This is a genomic window from Rothia sp. P6271 (assembly GCF_048512995.1).
Lineage (GTDB): Bacteria > Actinomycetota > Actinomycetes > Actinomycetales > Micrococcaceae > Rothia.
Genome location: NZ_JBLXXV010000012.1, coordinates 15,910 through 41,051, shown reverse-complemented (window position 1 = coordinate 41,051; position 25,142 = coordinate 15,910). Strand labels below are relative to the sequence as shown.

Sequence of the window (25,142 nt, the reverse complement as noted above, 5' to 3'; positions counted from 1 at the left end):
GTTTCTCATCATTAAGATGATAGAGACCTAGGTAATAAAAGAGCACCCCTCCGCAGAGGGGTGCTCTTTTATTTTAATAACCTTCTTAGAAGTTATTTTTATGGGAATGTATACTCGCGTTCTCAGTGGAGATATTTCCGCCTACATGCTTATTGACTGTATTGAGGGATGATTCCTTGTGATACTTCTAAGAGCTATCCTTGCCTCTAAAAATCAATAGATAAAATTACGAAGCTGTATACGCACTTCGATAAATATTACGAATAAGCACTTGTTGACGTAGGCGAATAAATACCTGTTCAAGAAAATCATGCATATAACGTTCGTCGGTGCTTGTTGAAGCAGCAAAGCTAAGTCCCGAAAACGCTCCAAGTACAATGGATACTTTCACCAGAACAGAGCTTATAGGAAGTTCTACTCCAAACAATAAAAAGTTCTCTGGAACATGGTTGACCCAAGATGCAGCAGCTTCTGTTGGGATAGCAAAACTGCCAAACCATATGAAAAAGAGAAAAACAAAGATAGAAAACATGAAAGTTTGGATGCACTGAACCGTAGCTGGGACAAGAATAAAATTAATACGTTCACTTAGTCCTAAAGGTTTAGCAGAAACAGAACCTTCTATACGTTCTGTAACTGTGTTCCAAAAGATCCTAGAGTCAGCTGATACTCTCTGATAATCTTCTGCATTAAAGCGGATTTCCTTGCCTTGATGATCTCCTAGAACCTCTTTAGAACGTTCAATAACAGTTGTTGTGATAATAAAAAGTGCAAGAGTAAACATTACGGCTGATACACCAAAGGTTTTTGTATAACTGAGAGTGTCTGCTACTTTCCATATTTCTGCGTTAACAAAGAAAAACAAGACTGCAACCATCAACATCGGCAAAACCTTTGCAATCATAATCATTGCCGATCCAAGCTGTACAAGAGTTTCTTTAAACGCCCACCATAAAATTGAATCTAACCCTAGAAAAAGTGCTAATAGTATAGCTACCACGCAAAGAATAACCTCAATGGAAGAGCTAAAGAAGAGAGGCTCCCCAATACCCATTCGATAGCTTAGGCTGGGGGATAAAAGATACATGATGGAGAGAATGCTCGTAGATCCGGTAATAACAAAAAGTGTTTGCGGTATTTTTCTTTTAAAACGAAGAACTAGCCACGGGATAACAAATGCTACTAGCGGTCCACCAAACAAGAGAACGAAAGCTCCAATGCCTTTGATAATTTCTAGTTGGATATCATCACTGGTATCTTCTTGAACAAAAATTTTATCGTCTAGATGAGCCAAAATAGCCACAGAAATCGTCACAATGAATAAGGTGACTGATAGCCATAACCCTAAAGGAGTAATTCTCACGAACATTTCTTTAAGGCGCTCCTGTGGAAGAATAACTAAAGGAAGGCCATTCGCCCTAAACCAACGTGATGCCTCATGATGTTCTGAAGAAGATAAGCTCATAGTTGCTATTCTAGAGTATACAATTTTGTCTTTTTCTAGCGTAGTAGAGACTGAATAAACTCAAGTATGCAGATAGGATTCGCCGATGACTCGTTTTACTAATGAACAATTGCGTACTTTTACTTTAGTCGTTGATGAAGGTACCTTTGAAGCTGCAGCAGAAATTTTAGGTGTTAGTGCTTCGGCGATCTCTCAACGCATTAAAACAATGGAAACGAGTGCCGGTCGTATCCTTTTACAACGTACCAATCCTGTACGTCCAACAGATTCCGGTGAAGTAGTTCTCAGAGTTGCCCGACAAAATGAGTACCTCAACGCAGAATTAGAACAAGAACTCGGTGAGCGTTCCGGACAAGGTAGCATAACCATTGCTGTAAACTCTGATTCTTTGGCTACCTGGTTGCTCTCTGCTGTAGGGGAACTATCCCGATGCGATAAAATCTTTTGCGATCTCAGAAGAGAAGGAGAACAGCATTCCTCAGCTCTTCTCCGTTCTGGGGAAGTCATGGCGGCAATTACGTCTCATCCAGAACCCATTAATGGTTGTGAGGTTGAAGAACTTGGCCAAGCGCGGTACTGGTGTGTTGCCTCACAAGAATTTGTCGATGAACATTTTAAAAGTTGGCCACACCATATAACAGCAGAAGAACTCAACACCGCACCCGTTATTGAGTTTGATAGAAAAGATCACGGACAGCGTTCTTCTCGTCATCTGATTCTCAAAGCCCACAATATTGAAGATAACGGAGGAGAATCACCGAGTATTTATATTCCCTCATCCCCTGACTATGCTCGAGCAGTAGAAGACGGTATTGGTTGGGGGCTTGTTCCAGAAGCTCAGTGCCGTCAAGGTCTTGAATCTGGCACAATAATATCTCTAGCGGGGGAGAAACCCCTAGAATTTCCTCTTTATTGGCAACGCTGGAAAATATCTTCACGTATTCTTGACCGTGTTACTGAGCGTATTTATGAGGCTGCTCAAAAATATTTAGAACCCAAAAATAACGCTTGAAAAATCTATAATAATAGTTTTGACAAGTGTATATTCTGTTTTGAGAATATACTTATCGTATTCCCTGCCATACAAAATACACGACAGCGGCAAAAATAAAACCAGCTAAAGCTAAACGACGTAACTTTGTCTCAAAAATGGCAGCACGAATATCCTCCCTCTTCTGGCGAGGCTCATGAGGATTCACCGGCGCCAAATTCGACGGATTCGTCACCTCAGGTTTATCAGATAAAGACCCCGTATCTTTCTCAGACATAACATCCACTAACGCCAACGAGTCATCATCAAAAGACCAGCCATCATCAAACCAACACCAATAGCAACATTCCACATTGAAAGACCCGGAATTGGCAGAGTTGTCTCACTAATATAGAAAACCATAATCCATAAAATACCGAGAACAACAAGACCAAACATAATAACCTGATACCACAGAGGAGTAGGAGAAGCGAAATCATCAGTAACCATTTCTTTAGCTATCCGACGAAAAGTCTCCTCCTCATGCAAATCACTATCCGTCATTACTTTCTTATCTTCTGCCATCTTTCCTCCAAATACTTATTTACCCATATGCCATATCAGGTACGGTTGAACATATACCTAATAAATCAACAGATTCATCGCTTAGAATTTTATCTGCTCAGACCCTAACAAACATAGCAGACACCTAAAAACACCCTCAAGAAAACCGACGAACCCGTACAACAGAAAATCTATGAAAAACACCTCCACCAGACCAGAAAAAAATACATCCCCTCATACAAAAGGGCGCATGGTCATACAAATTATCGGAGAAATACTCATCACCCTAGGGCTCATCTTGCTCCTCTTCGTCGGATGGCAACTTTGGTGGACCAACATCTCTGCTTCACAAACACAATCACAAGCAGTGCACACCCTCGCCGAAGAATTTAAACAAGCTGCAGAATCTGAGAAAACATCACCACAACAACCAACAACACCCGATACAACCACACCACAACAAGACCCGAATACAACGTCACAACCCCCAGAAACACAACCTCATGAACCACTAACACCGCACCCTACAGAATCCCCAACAACACCAGAAAAACATGAGAACATAACGCCCGAAGAAGAAAAAACCTCAGAACAGCCAACACACAACAATGCAGACTCCCATAACCCACCTGTAGGACACGAACCAGAATACGGAAAAGCCTACGGCATCGTCTACATTCCACGATTCGGTGCACACTACCAGCGCCCCATCGCAGAAGGCACCGGAACAGACGTCCTCGACACTCTCGGACTAGGACACTACGAAAATACCGCAATGCCCGGAGAAATTGGAAACTTCGCTCTTGCCGGACATCGCCAAACCAATGGAGCAGTGCTCGATTACATCGACCAGCTCCGTATCGGCGACAGAATATATGTACAAACCATCAACGGCTACTACACCTACACCATCTACGAAACATCAATCGTATACCCCGAAGACATCTACGTTATTGCACCGAATCCTCAACACCCCAACGAACAACCCACTGAACGCATCATGACACTCACAACTTGTCACCCCCGCTTCGGAGACACCCAACGATATATCGTTCACGCACGCTACGAACACTGGCAACCACTCTCTGCCGGAGCACCCCAAGAACTTCAAATAGCGCAATAAACACCGCAAAAAAACCAAAGGTATAAGAAAATATGTACGCATGGATCTTTAGACACCTACCCGGGCCGCTCTGGGTACGTATCATCATCGCCATAGCACTAGTGCTCCTCATCATTTGGAGCCTCATGGAATACGTATTCCCAGCTATCGCAGAGTATAGCCCCCTATACCGTGACGTGACCGTAGACCACTAGCCTCCATCCAAAGAAGGAACTATGACCAAAATCCTTGTTATCGACAACTACGACAGCTTCGTCTTCACCCTAGTTGGCTACCTAGAACAACTAGGTGCTCATGTCACCGTCATCCGTAACGATGAAGCATCCTTAGAAACCGTCATCGCCCAAGCCCAAGAACATGATGGCATCATGATCTCCCCCGGCCCAGGAGCGCCCCATGAAGCTGGCTGTATTATCGAGCTGATACAGTGGGCGGCACAACACCACAAACCGCTTCTCGGCGTATGCCTAGGACATCAAGCCATTGCAGAAGCGTTCGGGGCCGTAGTCCACCATGCACCAGAAATTATGCATGGGAAAATATCTCACATCACACACAACGAACAATCCGTATTCAACGGATTACCTAGCCCACTACGAGTAACGCGCTACCACTCACTAGCTGTAGACCCAACAACAATGCCCGAAGAACTTGAAGCCACCGCAACCAGCGAAAACGGCATCATCATGGCACTACAACATAAAACATGCCCCATCCACGGAGTTCAATTCCACCCAGAATCAGTGCTAACAGAAGGCGGATATAGCATGCTTGGAACATGGCTAGAAGAAGTCGGACTCAGCGGCGCCCAAGAAAAAGCACAAAAACTTAGCCCTCACATCAACTCATAAACCCATAAAAAATGCTGGTGTAAAACTCATAGCGAGTTCTACACCAGCATTTTTTTACTAAAGATATACCAGCTACAACATATCTGCTAATAGCACCTAGCTATCTGACTTCTCATCAGCGGCAGGAGCAGAAGGCGCAGGGGCCTGTGAAGAACGCTCCGGTGCCGGACGGCGCTGATTATTGCCCTCAGTATCGCCTGACGCAGGAGCAGAAGGCGCCGTAGAACGCGAAGGCTGAGGAGCAACCGTCGGACGAGGACGAGGAGCGACCGTCGGAGTAGGAGGAGCAGCAGCAACACGAATAGTCACAGTGCTTCCCTGACCAATAGTCGTACCAGCAGCTGAACTCTGAGAAAGAACCGTACCTGCTGGAGCAGCATTGGTCTGAACCGTCTCAATATTCGTACTCAACAAAACATCAGGAGCACTCAATGCAGCAATCGCCTGATCACGGCTTAGCCCAATCAACTCAGGAACTGTCACTTTACCGTCTGAAAGAACAATATCAATGGTAGAACCAGCCGCAACCTTACTTCCGGGCTCCTTCGACAACGACACAACCATGCCAGCAGGAATCGTTGCACTATTGACCGTAGACGTACGTCCAGGAACAAACCCAGCATCCTGCAAAGCAGAACGAACATAAGCCTCAGACTGGCCCTCGACATTATCCGGTATCGCCAACTGAGAAGGACCCTTAGAGAGCGTCAGAAGAACCTCGCTGCCTTCCTCAACCTCAGTACCTGTCACCGGCGTACTCTTAATAACATCGTTCTTAGCCACCGCATCAGAGAACTCTTCATCCCACTTAACCGTCAGATTAAGATTACGGACTGCCGTTTCAGCATCATTCTTTGACAGCCCCTGAACAGCAGGAACCGGATGAACAGGAACCTTCTTCAACTCATTCTGGTAATACAACACCGTTGTCACCGAGAAAAGAGCCAAAGCAACAATAATCATGCCCGTAATGACACGAGTCCATGCCTGACGACGACGACGCTTCTTTGCTAAAGCTTCATTTCGCTCATAATCATAAAGCTCTTCATCAGTATATTCAGCCTGAGCATTATCGAACCAGCCACCTAAACCAGCTGCCTCATCGGAAGAAGGCTGAGCATGAGCACTCGTATTCAACGAAGAATACGCGGCAGAACCACCAGCAACACCTGTCGCAGCTGCTGCACTCAGCGCAGTTGTAGAACCAGTCTCAACATCCTCAAACGTTGCAGAAGGAACACCCTGAACAACATTTTTCAACGCCGAACGGAACTCATCTGCAGACTGAAAACGATCTGAACGAGACTTACTCAAAGCCTTAAGCAGAACACCATCTAAAGCCGGAGCAAACTTTACCGAAGCATAAGAACTCGGGTCAGCAGGGGTCTCACTAAGTTGTTGACGCGCTAAATCCTTTGCTGACTGAGCCATAAATGGAGTGCGACCACATAACATCTGATAAATGACGCAGGCTACAGAATAGATATCACTACGAGAATCTACGGTCTCACCGCGAACCTGCTCTGGGGCAATATACGCATTAAAATGGTCTGCCTGATCAGAGTCTTCGGAGGAACTTCCCACATTCTCTAACGCTCGAGCTAAACCAAAATCTAAAACCTTCACCTGACCAAATTGGTTCTTTGAACGGTCTTCTTCAGTGCAAGGTAACACCATAATATTGGTTGGACGTATACTACGATGGGCAATGCCCCGATCCTGAGCATACTGAAGAGCCTCAAGAATCTGCGCACCGTAAGAAACTGCCTCATCAACTGGAAATTCGCCACGCTCTTCCAACAATGTTGCAAGGGACTTTCCTGAAACTAATTCCATCACAAGATACGGAATCTGATGTAGAGGAGTACCATCTTCACCCTCTACTGTAATTGTTCCGGTGTCGTAGACTGCCACGATAGCAGGATGGTTCAAAACAGCAGCAGATTCTGCTTCACGTTGAAAACGTGCGCAGAAAAGTGGATCCGCGGCAAGCTCTGGATGCACCACTTTAAGTGCAACCTGACGCCCTAACCGCGCATCTTCGGCAGAATACACGGTAGCCATCGCACCGGAACCAAGAACATCTTGAATCCGGTAACGTTTATCAATCATTTCAGGAAGCTGAAATTCCATTCAATTCACCCGTTATTCGAAGCAGTTGGAGTAGTAGATGGATTAGTTGAAGGCTGAGAATCTTCAGGCTGTTCTTGAGAACCAGCACTAGGAGAATCTGTAGCCGTTGGCGAAGCTGTTGACTTCGGTGAAGTCGCAACGTAAATATCTACGCTACTACCAACTTCAACTTTAGTCCCAGAAGAAGGGTTAGTTCGGAGTATCGTGTTTGGCTCCGCGCTATGAGACTCCTCCTGATGAACTTTCACATTAACACCAAGTTTAGTAATTTCACTAATAGCTGTGTCGGTATTCATTCCCTCTAAATTAGAGGGAAGCGTCACAGAACGAGGACCAGTCGAGTATGTCACCGTCACCGTAGAACCTGGACTTAACGGACCCTCAGGTGATACCGACAATACCGTATCTGCTGGTTGATCAGAAGTTCTTCCCGCCGTTTTTGTAGATAACCCCTGTGCGACAAGATCATTAACAACTACCTCAAGTTTCTGCCCCTCAAAAGCGGAGGAGACCACCTCAATAGTTGCCGGAGAATCATCAGCAGGAGCCTTCACCTCAGGAGAAGCCTCAACCGTTGAAACCGTACCAGATGCCGTTGGAACAGGAACATCCTCAGAAGAACCAGGTGTTCTCTGAGAACCCTCAAGAACAACAAACCAAACTACCAAAGCAACCACAATAGCTGCCAACACCAAAGACACCCAAACCCACGGTGACTTCTTCTCCGGTCTTGCCGGATAAGAACGATACGTAGACTCAGCGACAGCCGGTATTGGAGCCGTCGTAGACTGCGGAACATGACGTTGACCAGAACCAAAACGAGGACGTTGAGGAGTAACAGCAGTAGGCGCAGTAATTACCTCGGTCGTAGAAGTACCATCAGGCGACAAGAAATTAGCTAATGTCGGCACACTCTTAATCGCAGCTTTAATATCCTTACGGCGGATAGCATCAATAGCAGAAGCTAAAGCTGTCGCATTTTTGGGACGCTGAGCAGGATCCTTCGACAACAAACACATAATCAACGCGGCCGCTGGCGCCGGAACAGATGATGGCAACGGAGGAGGCGGATCATTCACCTGAGCTAAAGCAATAGCAATCTGAGACTCCCCAGTAAAAGGACGTTTCCCAGCTAAACACTCATAACCAATAATGCCTAAAGAATACATGTCAGAAGACGGAGTTGCCTGCTGACCAGTAGCTTGCTCAGGAGCAAGATACTGAGCAGTGCCCATCACCTGACCAGTAGCCGTTAACGGAACCTGATCAGCAAGACGAGCAATACCAAAATCTGTCACCTTAACACGATCGCCAGGAGCAATAATCAAATTTCCAGGTTTCACATCTCGATGAACAAGACCCTGATCATGAGCAACAGCAAGAGCACGCGCAGTCTGAGCAATAATGCTCAAAATACGATCTGAATCTAAGGTACGTTCCTTCTCGATAATGTTCGATAACGGATCCCCAGGAACAAGCTCCATCACCAAAAAGGCAGAGCCTTCTTCTTCACCATAATCAAAAACATTTGCCACACCAGGATGATTTAATAAAGCAGTATGGCGAGCTTCCGCACGAAAACGTTCCAAAAAACCAGGATCGCCAGTGTACTCCTCTTTAAGGATTTTGACCGCAACAATACGACCAAGTACCTTATCGCGAGCCTTCCACACCTCACCCATACCGCCAATAGCAATACGTTCGGTCAGGTTATAACGGCCACCTAACGACGTCTCAGTTGAAGGTCTCACTTATTCAACACCGCCTCAAAGAGTTTTTTAGCTGCGGGGGCAGTAAGCTGAGTGCCCTCAATGGTACTAACATCTTCATACATGACTGCAAGAGCAACCTGCGGATCATCTGCTGGTGCAAAACCAGTAAACCACGAATTATTCTGACCATTTACACCAGTCTCCGCAGTACCCGTCTTGCCCGCTACCTTCACGCCACTAACTGCAGCACCAGAGGCAATGCCGTTATCCACGTCGTTAACCATCCAATCACGAATTTGTTGCGAAATCTTTGGCGACGTAGAAGTACGCAACTCCTTCGCCGAAAATTCATAAAGAGAACTCAAATTATGAGACTTTACAGAGCGAATCAGATTCGGCTTCATCTGAACACCATTATTGGCAATAGCCGCAGACATCATCGCCACCTGCAAAGGCGTCGTTCTCACGTCATACTGGCCAATAGCCGATAACGCCAAAGTACTATCCGACAAATCTGACGGAAAGACCGACTCCGAAACAGGTAAAGGAATCCTCAACGAATCATCCTGATACCCAAAGTTCTTAGCCGTACGAGCAATAGCATCCTGCCCCAAATCTATCGCAATCTGAGCAAAAGGCGTATTACACGATTGAGCTAAAGCCCATTCTATAGTCGCCTCTTGAGAAGATGAACAATGACCATTGACATAATTAGGTAATGCCGTATTCGTCCCAGGAAGAACATACTCTTGAGGATTAGGAATAACACTCTTAGCAGAATATTTTCCCGACTCTAAAGCAGCCACCGCATCAATAATTTTAAACGTTGAACCAGGAGCATACGTCTTACCCGCAATAGCACGGTTATACAGAGGTGCACTCTTATCATTATTGAGCTTCTGATACTGAGCCAACACCGACTCATTCTGAGCAGAAGACAAAAGATTAGGATCATAAGACGGGCTCGTTGCCATCGCAAGAACCTCACCCGTCTTCGGATTCAACGCCACAATAGCGCCTTTATGTCCCTCTAAAAGCTGATACGCCAAAGTCTGCAACTGAGAATCAATAGTCAACTCAACCGTCGCACCCTGAGCAGAACCACCCGTAAAAAGATGCGCAAGACGATCATAGAACTGGCTGTCAGAATTTCCTGACAACTCATCATTCATAGCATTTTCTAAACCAGTTGAACCATAAATAGACGAGAAATAACCGGTCAACGGAGCATAAACATACGGGTCCGAATAAACACGCTGGTACTCATAACCATTATGAGAAGGAATTGAAGAAGCAATCTCCTTACCGTCAACCACAATAGAACCACGCTGAGAACCATAATTCTCATATAACGTCCGAGAATTCCACGGATTATCAGCTAAAGCCTTAGCGTCAAAAAACTGGATATATGTCAGGGAACAAAACAAAAGAACAAAAATGCAACCAGAAGCAATCCACACCTTACGAATGGCCTTATCCACGGGGTGAACCTCCTAACCGGTCACGCATTGTCATTTTAGAAATAAAACGAGTCACACCGCTCTCTTGAGAACCAGCATCTAATGTCCCATCAACGCCTGCTGAAGAATCAACAACATGTGGGGCACGTGCAGAATGTGAAACTGAAAGTAAAAGCGCAATAATAATCCAGTTTGCCAGAAGAGAAGACCCACCAGCAGATAGGAAAGGTGTCGTCAAACCAGTGAGAGGAATCAAACGAGTCACACCGCCAACGACCACAAAAAGCTGAATCACAATGGCAGCAGACAAGCCGCCACTGAGCAACTTACCAAAAGCGTCACGAGTTCCTAAAGCAGCACGGAAACCACGAGTAACCAACAAAAAATACAACAATAAAATCGCTGATAACCCAACCAGCCCAAGTTCTTCACCCAAAGAGGTGACAATCATGTCCGAATTAGAGAACGCCACCAAATCAGGGCGTCCCTTACCCCAGCCACGACCAAAAAGACCTCCGGCGCCTAAACCAAAAATCCCCTGAATAATCTGGCCTGAACCGCCATAAGCACGGTTATAAATATCTGGATCAAATGCATGCATCCAACCATAAATACGAGCATTCACATGTCCGATAAACTGGTACGCCAAGACGCCACCTAAAGCGACAAAACCCAGACCAAGGAAGACCCATGTAGAACGCCCCGTTGCAAGATACAACATCGAGACGAACAAGCCGAAGAACAAGATAGCTGAACCTAAATCCCGCTGGAAAATAAGAACGCCGATACTCGCCAGCCACGCAATAAACATGGGGGCTAAATCTCTAAAACGAGGAAAACGAAGTGGACCTAGCTTGCGACCAGCAACCAAAATCAAATCACGATGAGTTGAAAGATACCCGGCAAAAAATATCGCCAGAGTAATCTTTGCCAGCTCACCAGGCTGGAATGTACGACCCGCAACTGAAATCCAAATGCGAGCACCATAAATCTCAACACCCAAAAACGGAACTAGAGGCAACAGCAACAACACTAACGAAACCAGCAAAGAAACATAAGTTACTCGACGAAGAACACGATGATCTTTCAACATCAAAAGCGTTACTGCCGCAACAACCATCCCTAACGCTGTCCACATAATCTGCGTTGCCCCAGCATTAGCAGGGGTCGTCAAATCAATACGATAAATCATCGCCAGACCAAGACCGTTCAACAGCACCACAATAGGTAAAATCAACGGATCAGCATACCGCGCTCGCATGTAAAGAACACCATGAATGAGCAACGCACCACCACCAAGGACAGCTGTTGCAAGAACCCAAGTATTATCATGATTGAGCATAATATTCTCAGGGTCTATAAGCCACATGCTGATAGGGCAGAACGCTATAGCAATAACCGTCAAACATAGTTCTGTGAAACGACGAGAACGAGGCCTGTCTGAAGGCTTAAACAACTTAGCCACGGGTAGCCTCCTCGGACGCACTTGGTGAAGGTGAAACACTGGTCAGCTCTGGAACAGGAGTAGCAGATGCTGAAGGCTTCTGTTGGTCTTTCTTCTCCTGAGCAGAATCAACCTGCTGCCGTAAATCTGAGACAATTCGTGTAGCGTCGGATAAATCATGAGCAGAAATAGTGCTACGAACTAAAGATTGCGAATACTCCGGAAGCTCTGCAACCTCAAGAGAAGTTTCTTCAACAACCTTATAAAAATGAATGGCACCTAAAGACTGTGGAACCCCATTAAAAACGGCAACTTTCTCGTTATTGATGCCGACATAATATTGGTTCGATACCCAAGACACGAAAGTCAAAACACTAGCAAAAAGAGTCCCCGCAACTAATAAAGCAGTGAAAATTCGAACACCCCACCGAGAACGCACTGAAGGCTCTGGCGTGGTAATAGCTGCCTGAAATTCTTGAGGTAATTCAACTTCTTCTACCGGCACCAGCATCGTAGGCGTAGTAACTAAAGTTGCCCGCTGTGCTACCGTACGCTTCGTGACGGTAGGAATCATTCCGGTGTTAGTTGCATTTGCTGCTGCACCGACTAGCTGATGTGGGCGCTCCGCCAATTCTTCACGAAGCACTGCTGCAGATGAATCCTCAATATTTTCTGGACGTTCATCTACCCCAGAGGTCTCAGTCATCATATTAAAAACACCGTCGGAGAAAGATTCTCCACGCCACTTACCATGGGTCAGGGCGTTACGAATCTTTGTCTCTACCGGAAGGCGACGGCGCCACGGAGCACGATGTGAAGAATGATCCTGTTTGGCTTCTTCTTGCTCTGATGATACTGACTCGATAGGAGCATCTTCATCCAGCGTATGAGGATTTTTAACAACACCAAGAAACTCGCCTTCGTCAGAATACTGGCGTAAAGGAATAATCGGTTGAGGTGAGGTAACAGTAGAAGAAAGGGAATCTTCTTCGATGACAGAAAGAGCAACCACCGTTACGTTATCTGGTGCACCACGGTCTAAGGTTAAATCCACAAGAGAATCCACAATATGCTTGAGGTCCTCCGTGGAGCGCATCAACTCTTCAATTTCCTCAACGCTGACAACAGCGTCAAGACCATCTGAACTTAGAACCCATTTCTCACCACATTCTGCGTCTAGGGTCAATAGTTCTAGCTCAGGGGAGGCGTCGACATCACCGAGGACACGCATAATAACGTTCTTATGAGGATGAGTCAGAGCCTGTTCAGGGGTGATACGCCCCTCTTCTAAAAGACGTTGTACAAAGGTGTGATCTGTTGTGATCTGTTCAAAAACATTATTTCGTAGACGATAAGCTCGCGAATCTCCGATATGTGCAAGCTCAATTTTTTCACCGTCAACTAAAAGAGCTGTGCACGTTGTTCCCATACCAGAAAGGCTTGGGTTTAAATCAACGAGTTCATTCATGATGATATTAGCGGTTTGAATTTCATCCGCTAAGTACACTCCCGCAGAGCCCTCATAATTATTGTGATCTAAGGGGGTGAGGTCAAGAACTGTTGTTGCGGAAGCTACGTCACCGCCGACATTCCCACCCATACCGTCGGCGACAACGGCTAGATAATGTCCGGCGTATCCTGAGTCATCATTCTTAGAGCGCACACGACCAACATCAGACCGTGCCGCAAAACGAAATGCAATTCCCATAGGTTTTATGCCTTCAACTGCATATTTGTATGGCCGACACGAAATTGCATGCCTGTCTCCAACAAGGTAGCCCTCGTCAAACGCTGACCATTAACAAAAGTGCCATTTGTCGATGAAAGATCCTCAATGAACCAACGAGACCCCTGTGGAAACAGTCGTGCGTGTTGACCCGAAGCATAATCATCTTCAATCTGCACGTCAGCATGAGCACCTCGACCAATTACTAGAGGCGTATCGGATAGGCGGAAAACCTGACCTGCATACGCGCCGTCCGTAATAAGAAGCTGCTGAGCGCGCGCGGGTGGCTTAGGCTTAGCTGGAGTAGCTGATTGTGGGCCTGTTATCGGGGCTGACCCCTCAGAAATATATTCCCGTTGTTCTATCCGGTAATTTTTCCCGATTGCTAAGTCTTTACGCAAGGCAGCAACAACACCATAAATGAACAACCACAAAATTACTAAAAACGCATAACGAAGGATAAAAAGTGTAAGTTCTGAAGCCATTAACGTGCACTCCTTGGAACCATAAGACGGAAAATAATTCGTGCACGACCCATCTTAAGGATTGAGCCATGAGTAAGTTCTCTACGACCTCGAAGTTTTTGGCCATTGAGATAGCTACCATTAGTGGATCCTAAATCAACGGCAAGATACGTTCCGTCTTGTTCCATAATTTCTAGATGATATCGAGAGACCCCAGCATCCTCGACCGTAATATCAGCTTGAGCCCCGCGACCAAGAACTACGGGGAAAGAGTCAATAGAATAGTTCTGACCATTAATATTCAAAACTACCTGAGTTTTTTCGACAGCTTCGTCCGATAACTGATGATCCCACGACGGAGAATGTTCGTGAGCGCTATACGAACCCTGAGATGTTCCAGCACTATTTTGACGATATATATCTTGGTGATGAGGACGAGGAACTGACGGGCGAGATTGTTGAGAAGGAACCTCTCCGGTTGAAATTTTCTCTTGAGCAGAAGAAATCTTAAAATCTCCAGCATGAAGAGAATCCTCACGAATAAAAGTCACGCGTACCGCCCCACGCAAAGAATACCCCTGAGCACGTGCTTGCCGAATTGCAACATCACATAACTCTTCAGCTAACGGAGTACCCCAACTTTTAACGCGCGGAAAATCTTCAGTAGCAAAATATAACGTAAAGACATTAGGCGCTAAAGTGTGCCCAGATTCTATGGAATATGAACGGTCATCCATCTCCGTACGAATCCGATTAGCCAAGTCGGCAGGCTCAAAACGGCTATTCCCGCCACTAAACGTTCCACGAACAGCTTTCTCTAGGCCTTGCTCAAGTTTGTTGATAAAACCCATGCTTGCCTCCTTGAGAATTTATATGTCCTTGACCGCAGATAACAGTAAAAACACCTAATAATGACTTTCAGAGTGATAATCTACGTTCCTTATACGTAAACACACTACAATGCCAGTCTAATAGATGATTGAGAGAAACCTGTAGGAATTAGGGTTTTCTCTCCCTAGGAAGTTTTTTAGAAGTTAAAGGACTGATCAATCTTTTGCCCTGAAGCTGAATGATATTTCGTCCGAAGCTTCCGAAGATGAATATGGCGAGTAATGCGGATAGAAAGACGAATCAACATCAACATTGAACCAACAACAAAAAGCCACGTTCCAGCAGTAACCGTCTTAGGTGAGAAAAAAGAAAAGAACCAATGAGGAAAATAACACCGATTAAAATGTCATTCAAAATGGATAGCGTCTCATATCATTGGCGAATAATGAGCTCTTCATTGCCCCAACGTATCTCTAAGGAAGTATCTGTTTGAGGTTTTTTCATGAAAACATCATGTCATGATTACGAATAAGTATGTACCATCGGGTGACTGAAGACATGATATTTTTTGCAAAGAACACCGTTTATAGGTGTATAATAATTTCTCGTTGTCGTCATTAAAACGACTCTAGCGCAAGTGGCGGAATTGGCAGACGCGCAGGCTTCAGGTGCCTGTGCCCGCAAGGGCGTGGGGGTTCAAGTCCCCCCTTGCGCACCAACAGAGGTGCTTCCCTATTCACCTATGAATAGGGAAGCACCTCTTTTATTAAACGCATCATACAACGCGGCTAAGAACTACGAGATTCCTGATACTTCTTCTCATGATGGGCTCGAACCATCCAAGAAATCGGACCAAAAACAGGAAAAGCTAACGCCACAAAAAGCCACCCAAGCTTCTGACCACGAGAAAAATAAGGGTTTCTATGAATGGTCAAAAGGCAATACGCCGCAAGAACAGAACCTACACAGATACCTCCTAAAATAACCCAACTTAACACCGTCGGATCAGACGTATTTCTCTGCGAGGCCTCCAAAACCTCAGCACTTCGCCACACCATAAACACTCCCACCTCCATAAACCGAATAAAACTCAAATAGCATATACGAAGACGTCGGCTCCCTCGACACAAGAGAACCGACGCCTTATCTCACGACATTACCAATCGTCGAAGAAAACTACACCTTAACGGCGAGTCTTCTCTCGATCGACCTGTTCCCAGAACTCACGAGTACATACCTCATCAGTACCGTCCCAAGCAGCAAGATTCTTAATCTCGGGCATGTCTGAGGCCTTAAAAATAGGCTCAAGACCAGCCTTACGCTGAACCTCATAGTTACGAAGCAACTTCATGACCTTCGGCATCAGCAAGCATACAGCCGTCAAGTTCACAACAACCATGCCAGCATTCAACAAATCTGCCAAGTTCCATACGAGCTTCAACGAAGAAATCGCACCAAAGAATACGAAGAACAAGACAAGAACACGGAAAATAAACATCGGGGTCTTGCTCTCGGTCAAGAAACGAAGGTTTGACTCACCATAGTAGTAGTTACCAACGATGGAAGAGAACGCAAACAACGCAATAGCAATGGTCAAGAAGTTAATAGACCATCCACCCAACTGCTCAGAAAGTGCAGACTGAGTCAATGCCGCACCCTTAGCGTCACTACCATATTCTGGGTTTGAGAGTAGAACAATAAACGCAGTCACCGAGCAAACCAACATCGTATCGAAGTAAACACCGAGAGTCTGCACAAAACCTTGTTTAGCAGGATGAGAAATTGTTGCGGTCGCACCGGCGTTAGGTGCAGTACCCATACCAGCCTCGTTAGAGAGCAAACCACGACGCATACCCAGAGTAATTGCCCCAATCAAACCACCAGTGGTGAATTCTTTAAGACCAAAAGCACCCTGAAGGATTTCTCCAAGAATATGAGGAATCTCGGTAAGATTCATCAGCACTACCGCAAGACCAAGCAACAGATACAGCACCGCCATAATAGGTACAAGCCATTCAGTTACAGAAGAAATAGCGCGAATACCACCAAAAATAATGCTTGCAGCAAGCACCATAACGATGACACCAATAGCAACACGCAAACCAAGAGAATCATCAGACGCAGAATCAAAACCAAAAGAAGTCGCTGCCGCATCAACAATAGAGTTCGTTTGCAAAGCCACAAAAACGAAAGCGTAAGTGACGATAATAAACGCCACGAAAATGAGGCTCAACCAGCGCGCGTTCAAACCACGCTGCATATAGTATGCGGGGCCACCAATATAAGAATCTTGACCATGCTGTTTATATAGCTGTCCGAGGAGAGACTCTGCAAAAGCAGAAGCCGCACCAATAGCAGCAATAACCCACATCCAAAAGACAGCACCAGGGCCACCGAGAGAAATTGCAATCGCAACACCAGCAATATTTCCAGTACCTACACGCGAAGCCGCAGACACCGTAAAAGCACGGAAAGAGGAAATACCCTTACGCCCATCGCTCTCTTTACCAGACGGTTCAACTATGGAGCGGAACATCTCAGGAAGGGCACGCCACTGCACCGCACGAGTAGCAATAGTAATGCCAAGACCAACAACGATTAAGACAATAAATAAAACATTCCAGACACTATCTGAAATGGATGTAATAACTTCTGCCGCGGAGGCAGTAGCATCATTGATGTTATTAATGACATCAATAAAAGCATTCATAAAATGCTCCTTTACTGAGGAACGCACCGCACTATCTTACGGGGATAAGATGTGCTGAGCTGGATGATTATGTGCCTCTGAACGACAGAAACGCAGTGTGTTACCGAGCAAGATAGAAAACGATGAAACCATCGGCAACATCCGAAAACCCAATGAGGGTAGCCAAAAAGTCTATAAGGCACGGCTGTAGATATTACTTAACTGGGTTATACACTAAGGGAAAAATGTTTCATCGGTGTAACACCAAAACGCGAAATAGTCTCAAAAAAGCCCAAAGCCTAAGAAAAATCTCTAGATAACCATAGTTCAAAAGGCCAGAGCTGTACGCTATTGAAAGAGCTCCGACAACGGTAAGAATCGACACCATTATGGTTGTGTAAGAAAGAGTGCTGCGAACGTGAAGAATAATTCAAAGACCCAACACATCACAACGCTGTGGGAAAAACTTACCTCACGTGCAGAACGCACCGCTCGCTGGGTCATTGGTATCTATACTATTAGTTTCGCATTATCATTCGTCTCATGGGTCCTAACGCCCTTCCATAAAAACCACGTAGGGTACCCCTGGTGGGAAATACTACTTGGCGCCATGAACATACCAGTAGACCACACACTGGTGTCAGCCGTCGTCCTACTCCTCATCACCACAGCTTTAATTCGCAGACGTCGAGTTGGTCTATACGCCGTAGTGTTCTTCCAATACGCTGGCATTCTCGTCAGTATCCCTGGTGTATTGCAAGTCATAGGAAATAGCCAAGAATTCAAACATCTCTTTGACGTTTATAGCTCTGTTGCCAACGGACTCTCCCTCATCTTTGCTTTATGCGCGCTAATTCTCCTGTACTCATGTAAAAGCGCATTCCCTGCACACACTCTGCGCTCGCGGTGGAAACAAGCCGCAGTATCTTTGATAATCGGCACTTTTATGACATGGTGTATTGCATTCTCCATGGGCTATATCCAAGAAAGAATGGGCTCTGGAACGCTCTGGAAAAACACTCTTGAATATGGGCTTTCTGTGGTAAATATTTCCCCGCTGGGCACCCCTGATGGGTCTCATCGACTAATCCACTTTTTTAAAGCGCTGATTGACCTCTGCTATGCAACAACCCTTATTGTCACTATCGCTGTAGCACTTAGAACACCTGCTGATAGAAAAAGTTGGACTCCCGATAATGAACTAGAACTTCGAGCGCTCATTTGGGAATATGGTGATAAAGACTCCCTCGCATATTTCGCAACTCGACGTGAAAAATCCATGATTTTTTCTGATGATCGCCGAGCTGTTATTACGTACCGTCTTATCCACTCCGTAACGTTAGCCTCTGGAGACCCCATCGGAGCACCTAGCTCATGGGACAGTGCTATCAGAAACTGGATGAAACACGCCAGAACCTACGGCTGGACACCTGGAGTCATCAGTGCCAGTGAACGCGGGGCGAAAGCCTACGCTCGGGCAGGATTAGCGATCACCTATATGGGAGATGAAGCGATACTTAATGCTGAACGATTCCGCATTAACAACACCTCTTTAGCAGAAGTACGTCACGCAACGAGAAAACTATCTCACGACGGGTACACTCTCAACATTCGACGCCACGTAGACGTCCCTGCGGATGAGATGGAATCTGTAACAAAGTTGGTCAACCAGTGGCGCCATGGTGCAGAAGAACGTGGATTCTCTATGGCATTAAACCGGCTTGGAGACCCCTCAGACGGTAAATGCGTACTGATGACCGCCTCTTCTCCCAGCGGAGATATTGTAGGAATCTTATCTTTTGTTCCTTGGGGAAAAAAAGGAATTTCACTAGACGTGATGCGTCGTTCTCCACAGGCTCCCAACGGTTTGATGGAGTTCATGATCGCAACGATGATGCAAACCCTGCCAACACTTGGAATTACAAAAGTTTCATTGAATTTTGCGATGTTTCGAAAAACTTTTGTGGAAGCCGATCATTTTGGTGCAAGCCCTTGGACACGTCTAACATCATCGACTTTGGGAATCCTTAACAGATTCTTGCAACTTGAAAGACTCTATCGTTTTAACCAAAAATTTGAGCCTATATGGGAGCCTCGCTACCTTGCAGCAGATTCTATGTTGACGCTTTTCCAAGTTTGCATATCTTCAGGAGTAGCAGAAGGATTCTTACCACCATTGCTCGTGCAAGAAGAACGAAACTTACCCACACTAGATAATGAGCATCTGCATCAACTTCATGAAATCGAAAATAATGCAGAAACACTCACCTCGGTCGCTCATCGATACACTGGCCACACAAGAGACCGTATTCGTCATCTTGAGATGCTTAGGGAATACGGTATAAACCCCTACCCTCTAGGCGTCAAAGCACAATATACTGTCGGACAACTTGCAGATTTTTTGACCTCTAATGGAGGGAAACCCACAGACCATATAACCGTCGCCGGGAGAGTTCGAGCTATCCGAACGCACGGAGCTGTTGTGTTCTTAACGCTCATAGACGGTTTTAAACAAGCTCAAGCAATTTGCGAACAACAATTTCTTAACGATTTCCGCATATTTCGCACCACAATAGATCGCGGCGATATTCTCATCCTTACAGGAACTTTAGGTTTTTCACGTAACGGAACGCCCTCCTTCATCGTTCATCATTGGATTCTTGGTGCAAAAGCTCTACACGATATTCCGTTTGAACACTTTAGCGATGCTGAAGCACGGTTGCATCGCCGTTCAACAGACTTGCTAGTTCACCCAAAACAACGTGAATACCTCAGAATGCGCAGCACGGTTATCACTTCTTTACGTAAAACCTTAGATGCATCAGGATTTCTTGAAGTGGAGACACCCATACTGCATACCATCCATGGCGGAGCAAATGCACGACCATTTAAAACATTTATCAATGCGTATGGCTCAGACCTATATTTACGTATTGCCCCGGAACTATATCTCAAACGTCTCGTTGTAGGAGATATGGGCGCTGTCTATGAGATTGGGCGTAACTTCCGTAATGAAGGTGCAGATGCTACTCATAATCCAGAATTTACAGTCCTAGAAGCTTATAAACCATATGCTGATTACAGGGTGATGCTTGCATTTACTCAGACTCTTATTAAGAACGTCGCATATAGTGTTTTTGGCAGTGAATCTCTACCTTTAGGAGAACAGAAGAACGGACAACGACAGCTTATCGATGTCTCTGCACCATGGCCCGTCAAGACGGTGTGCGAAGCACTATCTGAGGTGCTTAAAGAGCCTGTTTCTTTAGACACTGACTTTGAAGTTTTGCTTGCTCACGCTCGAACTCACGGTATCTATGTGCGAGATGATATGGGCTCTGGTGCCATTATTGAGGAGCTCTATAGTGAGCTCATAGAACCGTATACGATATACCCCACGTTCTATATTGACTTTCCGCAAGAAACGTCTCCTTTAGCGAGTGCTCACCGAAAGATACCTGGATTAGCTGAGAGATGGGATTTAGTAGTTGATGGTATGGAGTTAGGAACTGCGTATTCAGAGATGGCTGATGCGATAGAACAGCGTCAGCGGTTTAATGAACAATCTCTTAAAGCTGCTGCTGGAGACGTTGAAGCAATGGAAGTTGACGAAGACTTCCTTTACGCTTTAGAAGTTGGTTTACCGCCGACTGGTGGTTTGGGTATTGGAGTAGATCGTTTAATCATGTTGTTAGCAGGGCAGAATATTCGAGGCGTTTTGAGTTTTCCTTTTGTTAAACCAACACGCTGATAAGAATAATCGGTGTTTATGAGTGTTTTGAATTATCTGGGGCTGTTATTACCTTTAGGTATCGCTGGTTTTGATCCGACGCCAGCATTATTAGCGGTGTATTATCTTTCAGTTCGCCCAGGAAAGCGTTCACGTAGAGCCGTCTTTGTTTTCTGCCTGTCAATTATTTTAGGCATTGTAGTGTGGGGTCTTTTGCTCACTGCTGTCTTGGGGGAGACTCTAAATCATTTACCGTGGAAACAGATTCTTTCGTGGATTGTCAGTAGCCGTCAGGTTCCTGTTCTTGTGGGTAAATTGGTGTGTGCATTGCTATTGGTCACTTACGGAATATATTCCATTATGAGAATACGTTTTCATGCTCACCGCTTAGATGGCAATGAAATGCACACCAAAAAAATGCGTTTCACAAGCCCCGTGGGGTTAGCTCTTTTTACACTAGGTTTCCTTGCCATCATTACTTTCGAAATTTCTTTCACCACATATATTGCGTTATCAGCACAACAACCACTACCTATCCGTAGCCTTGGATTATTAGGGTGGGCTACTATCTCCCAACTTCCACTTGTCTTGCTGCTACTGTTAATGTTGTACCGACGAGAAGCAATATTTGGGGTCATGATCGATGCGATACGTCGTCGATGTGGGCGTTTATTCGCATATATTGTCCCTGCACTCTGCTTTAGCTTGGGTGCTATCTTATGTGCAGATGTGTTCATCTATCCAGTACTACAAGCAATTCTTGAGATATTCCTGAAAACAGCGTAAAGAGGACTTTGGCTAACTCGTTTTCCGATGTGATGCTGCTTTAATTTTGTCAATATCGTCGCTAAACACATCAGGAATGCCGTCAGCGTTCTGATCAACATTCTCTTTAGCTTCAATATCGCGATATTTTTTATTGCGGAGAGAAAGTAACGTCCCGCTCATACATGCTGCGGTAACGGAACCAACAAGAATTGCAATTTTAGCGTTTTCTGTATGGATAGAATGAGCCGGAAACGACAACTCAGAGATTAACAGTGAGACGGTGAAACCGATACCTCCAGTGATAGAAATACACAGAATATCTATCCATTGAATATCGGGGTCAAGGTGAGCATTTTTGAGTCGAGTAATCAGCCATGTTGTTAACGTGATACCTATACTCTTGCCGAGGACTAGGCCTCCAATAATTCCTAAAGATACGGGGTCACGTAGAGCTTTGAGGAGCCCGTCAACTCCACCGAAAGATACTCCTGCAGCGAAGAACGCAAAAAGCGGGATACAAAAGAGAGAAGAAATCGGCCGCATTCTTTTTTCGAGGACTTCTGCCAGCCCAGCATCGGCCTGAACCGCGCGAGCTTGTGGTGTATATTTGACAGGCACACAAAAACCTAAAATAACACCTGAGATTGTTGCATGGATACCAGATTCGAGAAATAGCGCCCATGTTATGACGCCTAGAGGTAATAAAATCACCCATGCCGCCCAATCCCGAGTATGAAAGAAATACTCAAAACGATGAGCAATCCACAAATATGCAACTATCGGAATAATCGCTAGTAGAAGGTACATTACCTTAAAATTATGGGTATAGAAAATAGCAATAATAAAAATCGCAATGAGGTCGTCTACCACTGCCAGCGTCAGAAGAAAAGTTCTTAACGCTGAAGGTAAATGAGAACCAACTGCCGTAATAACAGCTACAGCAAATGCAATATCTGTTGCTGTAGGAATAGCCCACCCATGGACTGCTGTTGAACTGGAATGATTAACAGCAAAAAATATAAGTGCTGGTGCAATAACGCCACCAAAAGCTGCTGCTACGGGGACAATAGCTCGTTGAGGGTCTCGCAAATCTCCAAGAACAAATTCCTTTTTAAGCTCTAGACCCGTCAGGAAGAAAAAGACTACTAATAGCCCGTCTGCTGCCCACTCGCTAACAGACATCATCAGGTGACTAAACCCTGGAATATGCACCCCTAGTTCCGCTTCTTTGACTCCAAAATACCAAGAGGATGTAGGGCTATTTGAGAGAACCAAAGCTAGTACTGTTGCAATAAGTAAGATAAATCCGCCAGTGGATTCTCGTTTGAGAATATCTGCAACACGAGAAGACTCTGCATAGGTCCCACGGGAGAAAACAGCGTTAGGTTGTTCGTCGTTTTCATCGTGAGCTAAATGTGCCATGGCAAGAAGAATCCTTTAAATGTGTTGGTGTGTTGTTATGTACTTTAGCTAATAAAGACTAAAAATAGTATGTTTGCTGATTAGTTGATGGATAGTGTGCACTATCTCATGACAATAAAGTTAATACATGACAGACATAAAAAACCCACGCTATAGACAAAATGCTATAACGTGGGCTCATAGAAAACTTCTACAGAAGAGTAACTTTATCCGTCTGAATCATCGGTGAAAACGTCAGGGACACCATCACCATCAGCATCAACGGATTCTTTTGCTTCAAGGTTCTTATAGTATTTATTGCGAGAACCAAGAATAAAAGCACCAATACATGCTGCCAAGACAGAACCTGTAAGAATCGCAATTTTAGCGTGGTCATTGTGCTCTGAACCAATGCCGAAAGATAACTCTGCAATGAGTAGCGATACGGTGAACCCAATACCGCCCAGAGCCGCTAGCCCTAAAACATCCACCCACTTAATATCAGGATCAAGGTTTGCATGACGCAATCGAGTGATGAGCCATGTAGAACCAAAAATGCCGATAATTTTACCGCCAACGAGAGCGACAATAATACCGAGAGCAATAGGATCTTTGAGAGAACTCGTAAAACCGTTAAAACCGCCGATAGCAACACCTGCGGAGAAGAACGCAAAGACTGGAACGCAGAACCCTGCAGAGAATGGGCGAACTCGATGCTCCATGACTTCTGCTAGCCCGTGATCTGCATCAGCTGCATGGGTATGCGAGGTATGCTTTACAGGAATAGTGAACGCAAGGATAACACCAGCGATAGTAGCGTGAATACCAGAATTAAGGAATAACGCCCATACGATAGCTCCGATTGGAAGAAGCACAAGCCACGAAGTGGCCGGCTTGAGGTGGAACATTTTTTCACCTTTACGAGCAATGAGCGCATAAATGATGATGGGCACAATAGAGATTGCTAGGTAATGAATTTTCAACTCTGAGGTGTAGAAAATAGCAATAATGATAATTGCTATCAAATCATCTACGACTGCAAGAGTTAAAAGGAACGTTCGTAGAGCCGCTGGTAAATGAGTGCCAATAACGGCAAGAACAGCTACCGCAAAAGCAATGTCGGTCGCAGCAGGAATAGCCCATCCGCCGAGAGCTTCAGCACCTGAATTGAGGTTGATAAGCGTATAAATGATGGCTGGAAGTGCCACGCCGCCTGCTGCTGCAGCAACGGGAACAAGAGCTTTTCCGGGGTTGCGTAAATCGCCAATAACAAATTCTTTTTTGAGTTCAAGACCTGCAAGAAAGAAGAACACTGCAAGCAGTGCATCTGCAGCCCAGTGCCCTAACGACAATTTGAGGTGAAAATCCCCAATATCTTGACCTAATTTAGTGTCTCGTAGGTTGAAATAGAAATCTGCAGCCGAAGTATTAGCGAGTATGAGAGCGAGGACTGTTGCCCCGAGTAGGATGAATCCACCAACAGATTCTTTGCGTAGAATCTCAGTAATGCGCTGTGACTCTTTATATGAGCCGCGCGAAAGGACGGTCTGAGAAGACATATAGCTCCTTGTGCGTGTGTGGTGTGACTTTGATATATTCCGTTTCGACAGGGGTTATATAGAAACGAGCCGACCAGACTTCCCGGCACACCATACTCTCGGGTGGACAGTTACGATACGCTTTTCCATCGGTATTATCCACATAGAGTATTAGGTAGCAAGCTTATCATAGGAGAGAAAGCGTCATAAATGATGACTTCTGTTAGTCTAGGCACCACTACTATGAGAAAAGTCCATATATATGTCCTCAAA

General features: G+C 45.3%; 20 protein-coding genes, 1 tRNA gene and 1 pseudogene. 7 read left to right on the top strand and 15 right to left on the bottom strand.

The features are described from left to right. Positions 1-226: 226 nt before the first annotated feature. A complete protein-coding gene (locus tag ACN08X_RS08020) occupies positions 227-1,363 on the bottom strand; it encodes a hypothetical protein (RefSeq protein ID WP_419106459.1) in 1,137 nt (378 codons plus the stop codon). 187 nt (positions 1,364-1,550) lie between these two features. Between ACN08X_RS08020 and ACN08X_RS08015 the strand changes: the two genes are divergently transcribed. Next, the gene (locus tag ACN08X_RS08015) at positions 1,551-2,477 is read left to right on the top strand and encodes a LysR family transcriptional regulator ArgP (protein ID WP_419108428.1); all 927 of its coding nucleotides are present in this window, start codon (positions 1,551-1,553) and stop codon (positions 2,475-2,477) included. 52 nt (positions 2,478-2,529) lie between these two features. Here ACN08X_RS08015 and ACN08X_RS08010 read toward each other — a convergent pair whose 3' ends face one another. Together ACN08X_RS08010 and ACN08X_RS08005 are read right to left on the bottom strand one after the other, a co-directional pair. Then, positions 2,530-2,733 carry a long-chain fatty acid--CoA ligase gene (locus tag ACN08X_RS08010; protein WP_419102234.1) on the bottom strand — a complete coding sequence of 68 codons (204 nt, stop codon included), beginning with the start codon at positions 2,731-2,733 and terminating at the stop codon, positions 2,530-2,532. 8 nt (positions 2,734-2,741) lie between these two features. Continuing rightward, positions 2,742-3,020, bottom strand: coding sequence for a cell division protein CrgA (locus ACN08X_RS08005; protein WP_419102235.1), 279 nt, complete (start codon positions 3,018-3,020; stop codon positions 2,742-2,744). Positions 3,021-3,249: 229 nt separating this feature from the next. Here ACN08X_RS08005 and ACN08X_RS08000 point away from each other — a divergent pair, with 229 nt between their 5' ends. Genes ACN08X_RS08000 through ACN08X_RS07990 form a run of 3 tightly spaced genes read left to right on the top strand, consistent with a single transcriptional unit; the run spans position 3,250 to position 4,973 of the window. Next, positions 3,250-4,122 (top strand): class E sortase, encoded by an 873-nt coding sequence (locus ACN08X_RS08000; RefSeq protein WP_419108427.1) that lies wholly within the window; start codon positions 3,250-3,252, stop codon positions 4,120-4,122. Between the two features lie 32 nt (positions 4,123-4,154). Beyond that, a complete protein-coding gene (locus ACN08X_RS07995; RefSeq protein WP_419102237.1) occupies positions 4,155-4,316 on the top strand; it encodes a hypothetical protein in 162 nt (53 codons plus the stop codon). Between the two features lie 21 nt (positions 4,317-4,337). Further along, the gene (locus ACN08X_RS07990; protein WP_419108426.1) at positions 4,338-4,973 is read left to right on the top strand and encodes an anthranilate synthase component II; all 636 of its coding nucleotides are present in this window, start codon (positions 4,338-4,340) and stop codon (positions 4,971-4,973) included. A gap of 96 nt (positions 4,974-5,069) precedes the next feature. Here the strand turns inward: ACN08X_RS07990 and pknB are convergent, their stop codons facing one another. The 8 genes and pseudogenes from pknB to ACN08X_RS07950 form a co-directional block, all read right to left on the bottom strand. Continuing rightward, positions 5,070-7,106: a Stk1 family PASTA domain-containing Ser/Thr kinase gene (pknB, locus tag ACN08X_RS07985; RefSeq protein WP_419108425.1), complete on the bottom strand. Its 2,037-nt coding sequence runs from the start codon at positions 7,104-7,106 to the stop codon at positions 5,070-5,072. A 5-nt stretch (positions 7,107-7,111) separates the two neighbouring features. Next, positions 7,112-8,857, bottom strand: a complete 1,746-nt coding sequence (locus tag ACN08X_RS07980) for a protein kinase domain-containing protein (protein WP_419108424.1) — start codon at positions 8,855-8,857, stop codon at positions 7,112-7,114. Then, complete coding sequence (locus ACN08X_RS07975; RefSeq protein WP_419108423.1) at positions 8,854-10,299, bottom strand: peptidoglycan D,D-transpeptidase FtsI family protein; 1,446 nt, start codon at positions 10,297-10,299, stop codon at positions 8,854-8,856. The genes ACN08X_RS07980 and ACN08X_RS07975 overlap by 4 nt, the downstream gene beginning before the upstream one ends. Then, complete coding sequence (locus ACN08X_RS07970; RefSeq protein WP_419102242.1) at positions 10,292-11,743, bottom strand: FtsW/RodA/SpoVE family cell cycle protein; 1,452 nt, start codon at positions 11,741-11,743, stop codon at positions 10,292-10,294. Before ACN08X_RS07970 ends, ACN08X_RS07975 begins: the two co-directional genes overlap by 8 nt. Further along, the gene (locus ACN08X_RS07965) at positions 11,736-13,430 is read right to left on the bottom strand and encodes a PP2C family protein-serine/threonine phosphatase (protein ID WP_419108422.1); all 1,695 of its coding nucleotides are present in this window, start codon (positions 13,428-13,430) and stop codon (positions 11,736-11,738) included. Before ACN08X_RS07965 ends, ACN08X_RS07970 begins: the two co-directional genes overlap by 8 nt. A gap of 5 nt (positions 13,431-13,435) precedes the next feature. Next, positions 13,436-13,933: an FHA domain-containing protein FhaB/FipA gene (locus ACN08X_RS07960; RefSeq protein WP_419102244.1), complete on the bottom strand. Its 498-nt coding sequence runs from the start codon at positions 13,931-13,933 to the stop codon at positions 13,436-13,438. After that, on the bottom strand, positions 13,933-14,763 hold the full coding sequence (locus ACN08X_RS07955; RefSeq protein ID WP_419106467.1) for an FhaA domain-containing protein: 831 nt from the start codon (positions 14,761-14,763) through the stop codon (positions 13,933-13,935). The genes ACN08X_RS07960 and ACN08X_RS07955 overlap by 1 nt, the downstream gene beginning before the upstream one ends. Before the next feature lie 176 nt (positions 14,764-14,939). Next, a pseudogene (locus ACN08X_RS07950) lies at positions 14,940-15,163 on the bottom strand (YrhK family protein); the annotation flags it as partial. A gap of 211 nt (positions 15,164-15,374) precedes the next feature. On the opposite strand from ACN08X_RS07950, the gene ACN08X_RS07945 reads away from it, so the two are divergent. Next, positions 15,375-15,461, top strand: a tRNA-Leu gene (locus ACN08X_RS07945). Between the two features lie 70 nt (positions 15,462-15,531). Here the strand turns inward: ACN08X_RS07945 and ACN08X_RS07940 are convergent. Together ACN08X_RS07940 and ACN08X_RS07935 are read right to left on the bottom strand one after the other, a co-directional pair. Next, the gene (locus tag ACN08X_RS07940) at positions 15,532-15,801 is read right to left on the bottom strand and encodes a PLDc N-terminal domain-containing protein (protein WP_419106468.1); all 270 of its coding nucleotides are present in this window, start codon (positions 15,799-15,801) and stop codon (positions 15,532-15,534) included. A gap of 125 nt (positions 15,802-15,926) precedes the next feature. Continuing rightward, positions 15,927-17,453, bottom strand: coding sequence for an alanine/glycine:cation symporter family protein (locus ACN08X_RS07935; RefSeq protein WP_419102247.1), 1,527 nt, complete (start codon positions 17,451-17,453; stop codon positions 15,927-15,929). 397 nt (positions 17,454-17,850) lie between these two features. Here ACN08X_RS07935 and lysX point away from each other — a divergent pair, with 397 nt between their 5' ends. Further along, positions 17,851-21,183, top strand: a complete 3,333-nt coding sequence (lysX, locus tag ACN08X_RS07930; protein WP_419108421.1) for a bifunctional lysylphosphatidylglycerol synthetase/lysine--tRNA ligase LysX — start codon at positions 17,851-17,853, stop codon at positions 21,181-21,183. Positions 21,184-21,201: 18 nt separating this feature from the next. Further along, the gene (locus tag ACN08X_RS07925) at positions 21,202-21,948 is read left to right on the top strand and encodes a hypothetical protein (protein WP_419108420.1); all 747 of its coding nucleotides are present in this window, start codon (positions 21,202-21,204) and stop codon (positions 21,946-21,948) included. A gap of 12 nt (positions 21,949-21,960) precedes the next feature. Here the strand turns inward: ACN08X_RS07925 and nhaA (ACN08X_RS07920) are convergent, their stop codons facing one another. After that, on the bottom strand, positions 21,961-23,352 hold the full coding sequence (gene nhaA / locus ACN08X_RS07920) for a Na+/H+ antiporter NhaA (RefSeq protein WP_419108419.1): 1,392 nt from the start codon (positions 23,350-23,352) through the stop codon (positions 21,961-21,963). Between the two features lie 206 nt (positions 23,353-23,558). Beyond that, on the bottom strand, positions 23,559-24,890 hold the full coding sequence (gene nhaA / locus ACN08X_RS07915) for a Na+/H+ antiporter NhaA (protein WP_419102251.1): 1,332 nt from the start codon (positions 24,888-24,890) through the stop codon (positions 23,559-23,561). Between the last annotated feature and the right edge of the window lie 252 nt (positions 24,891-25,142).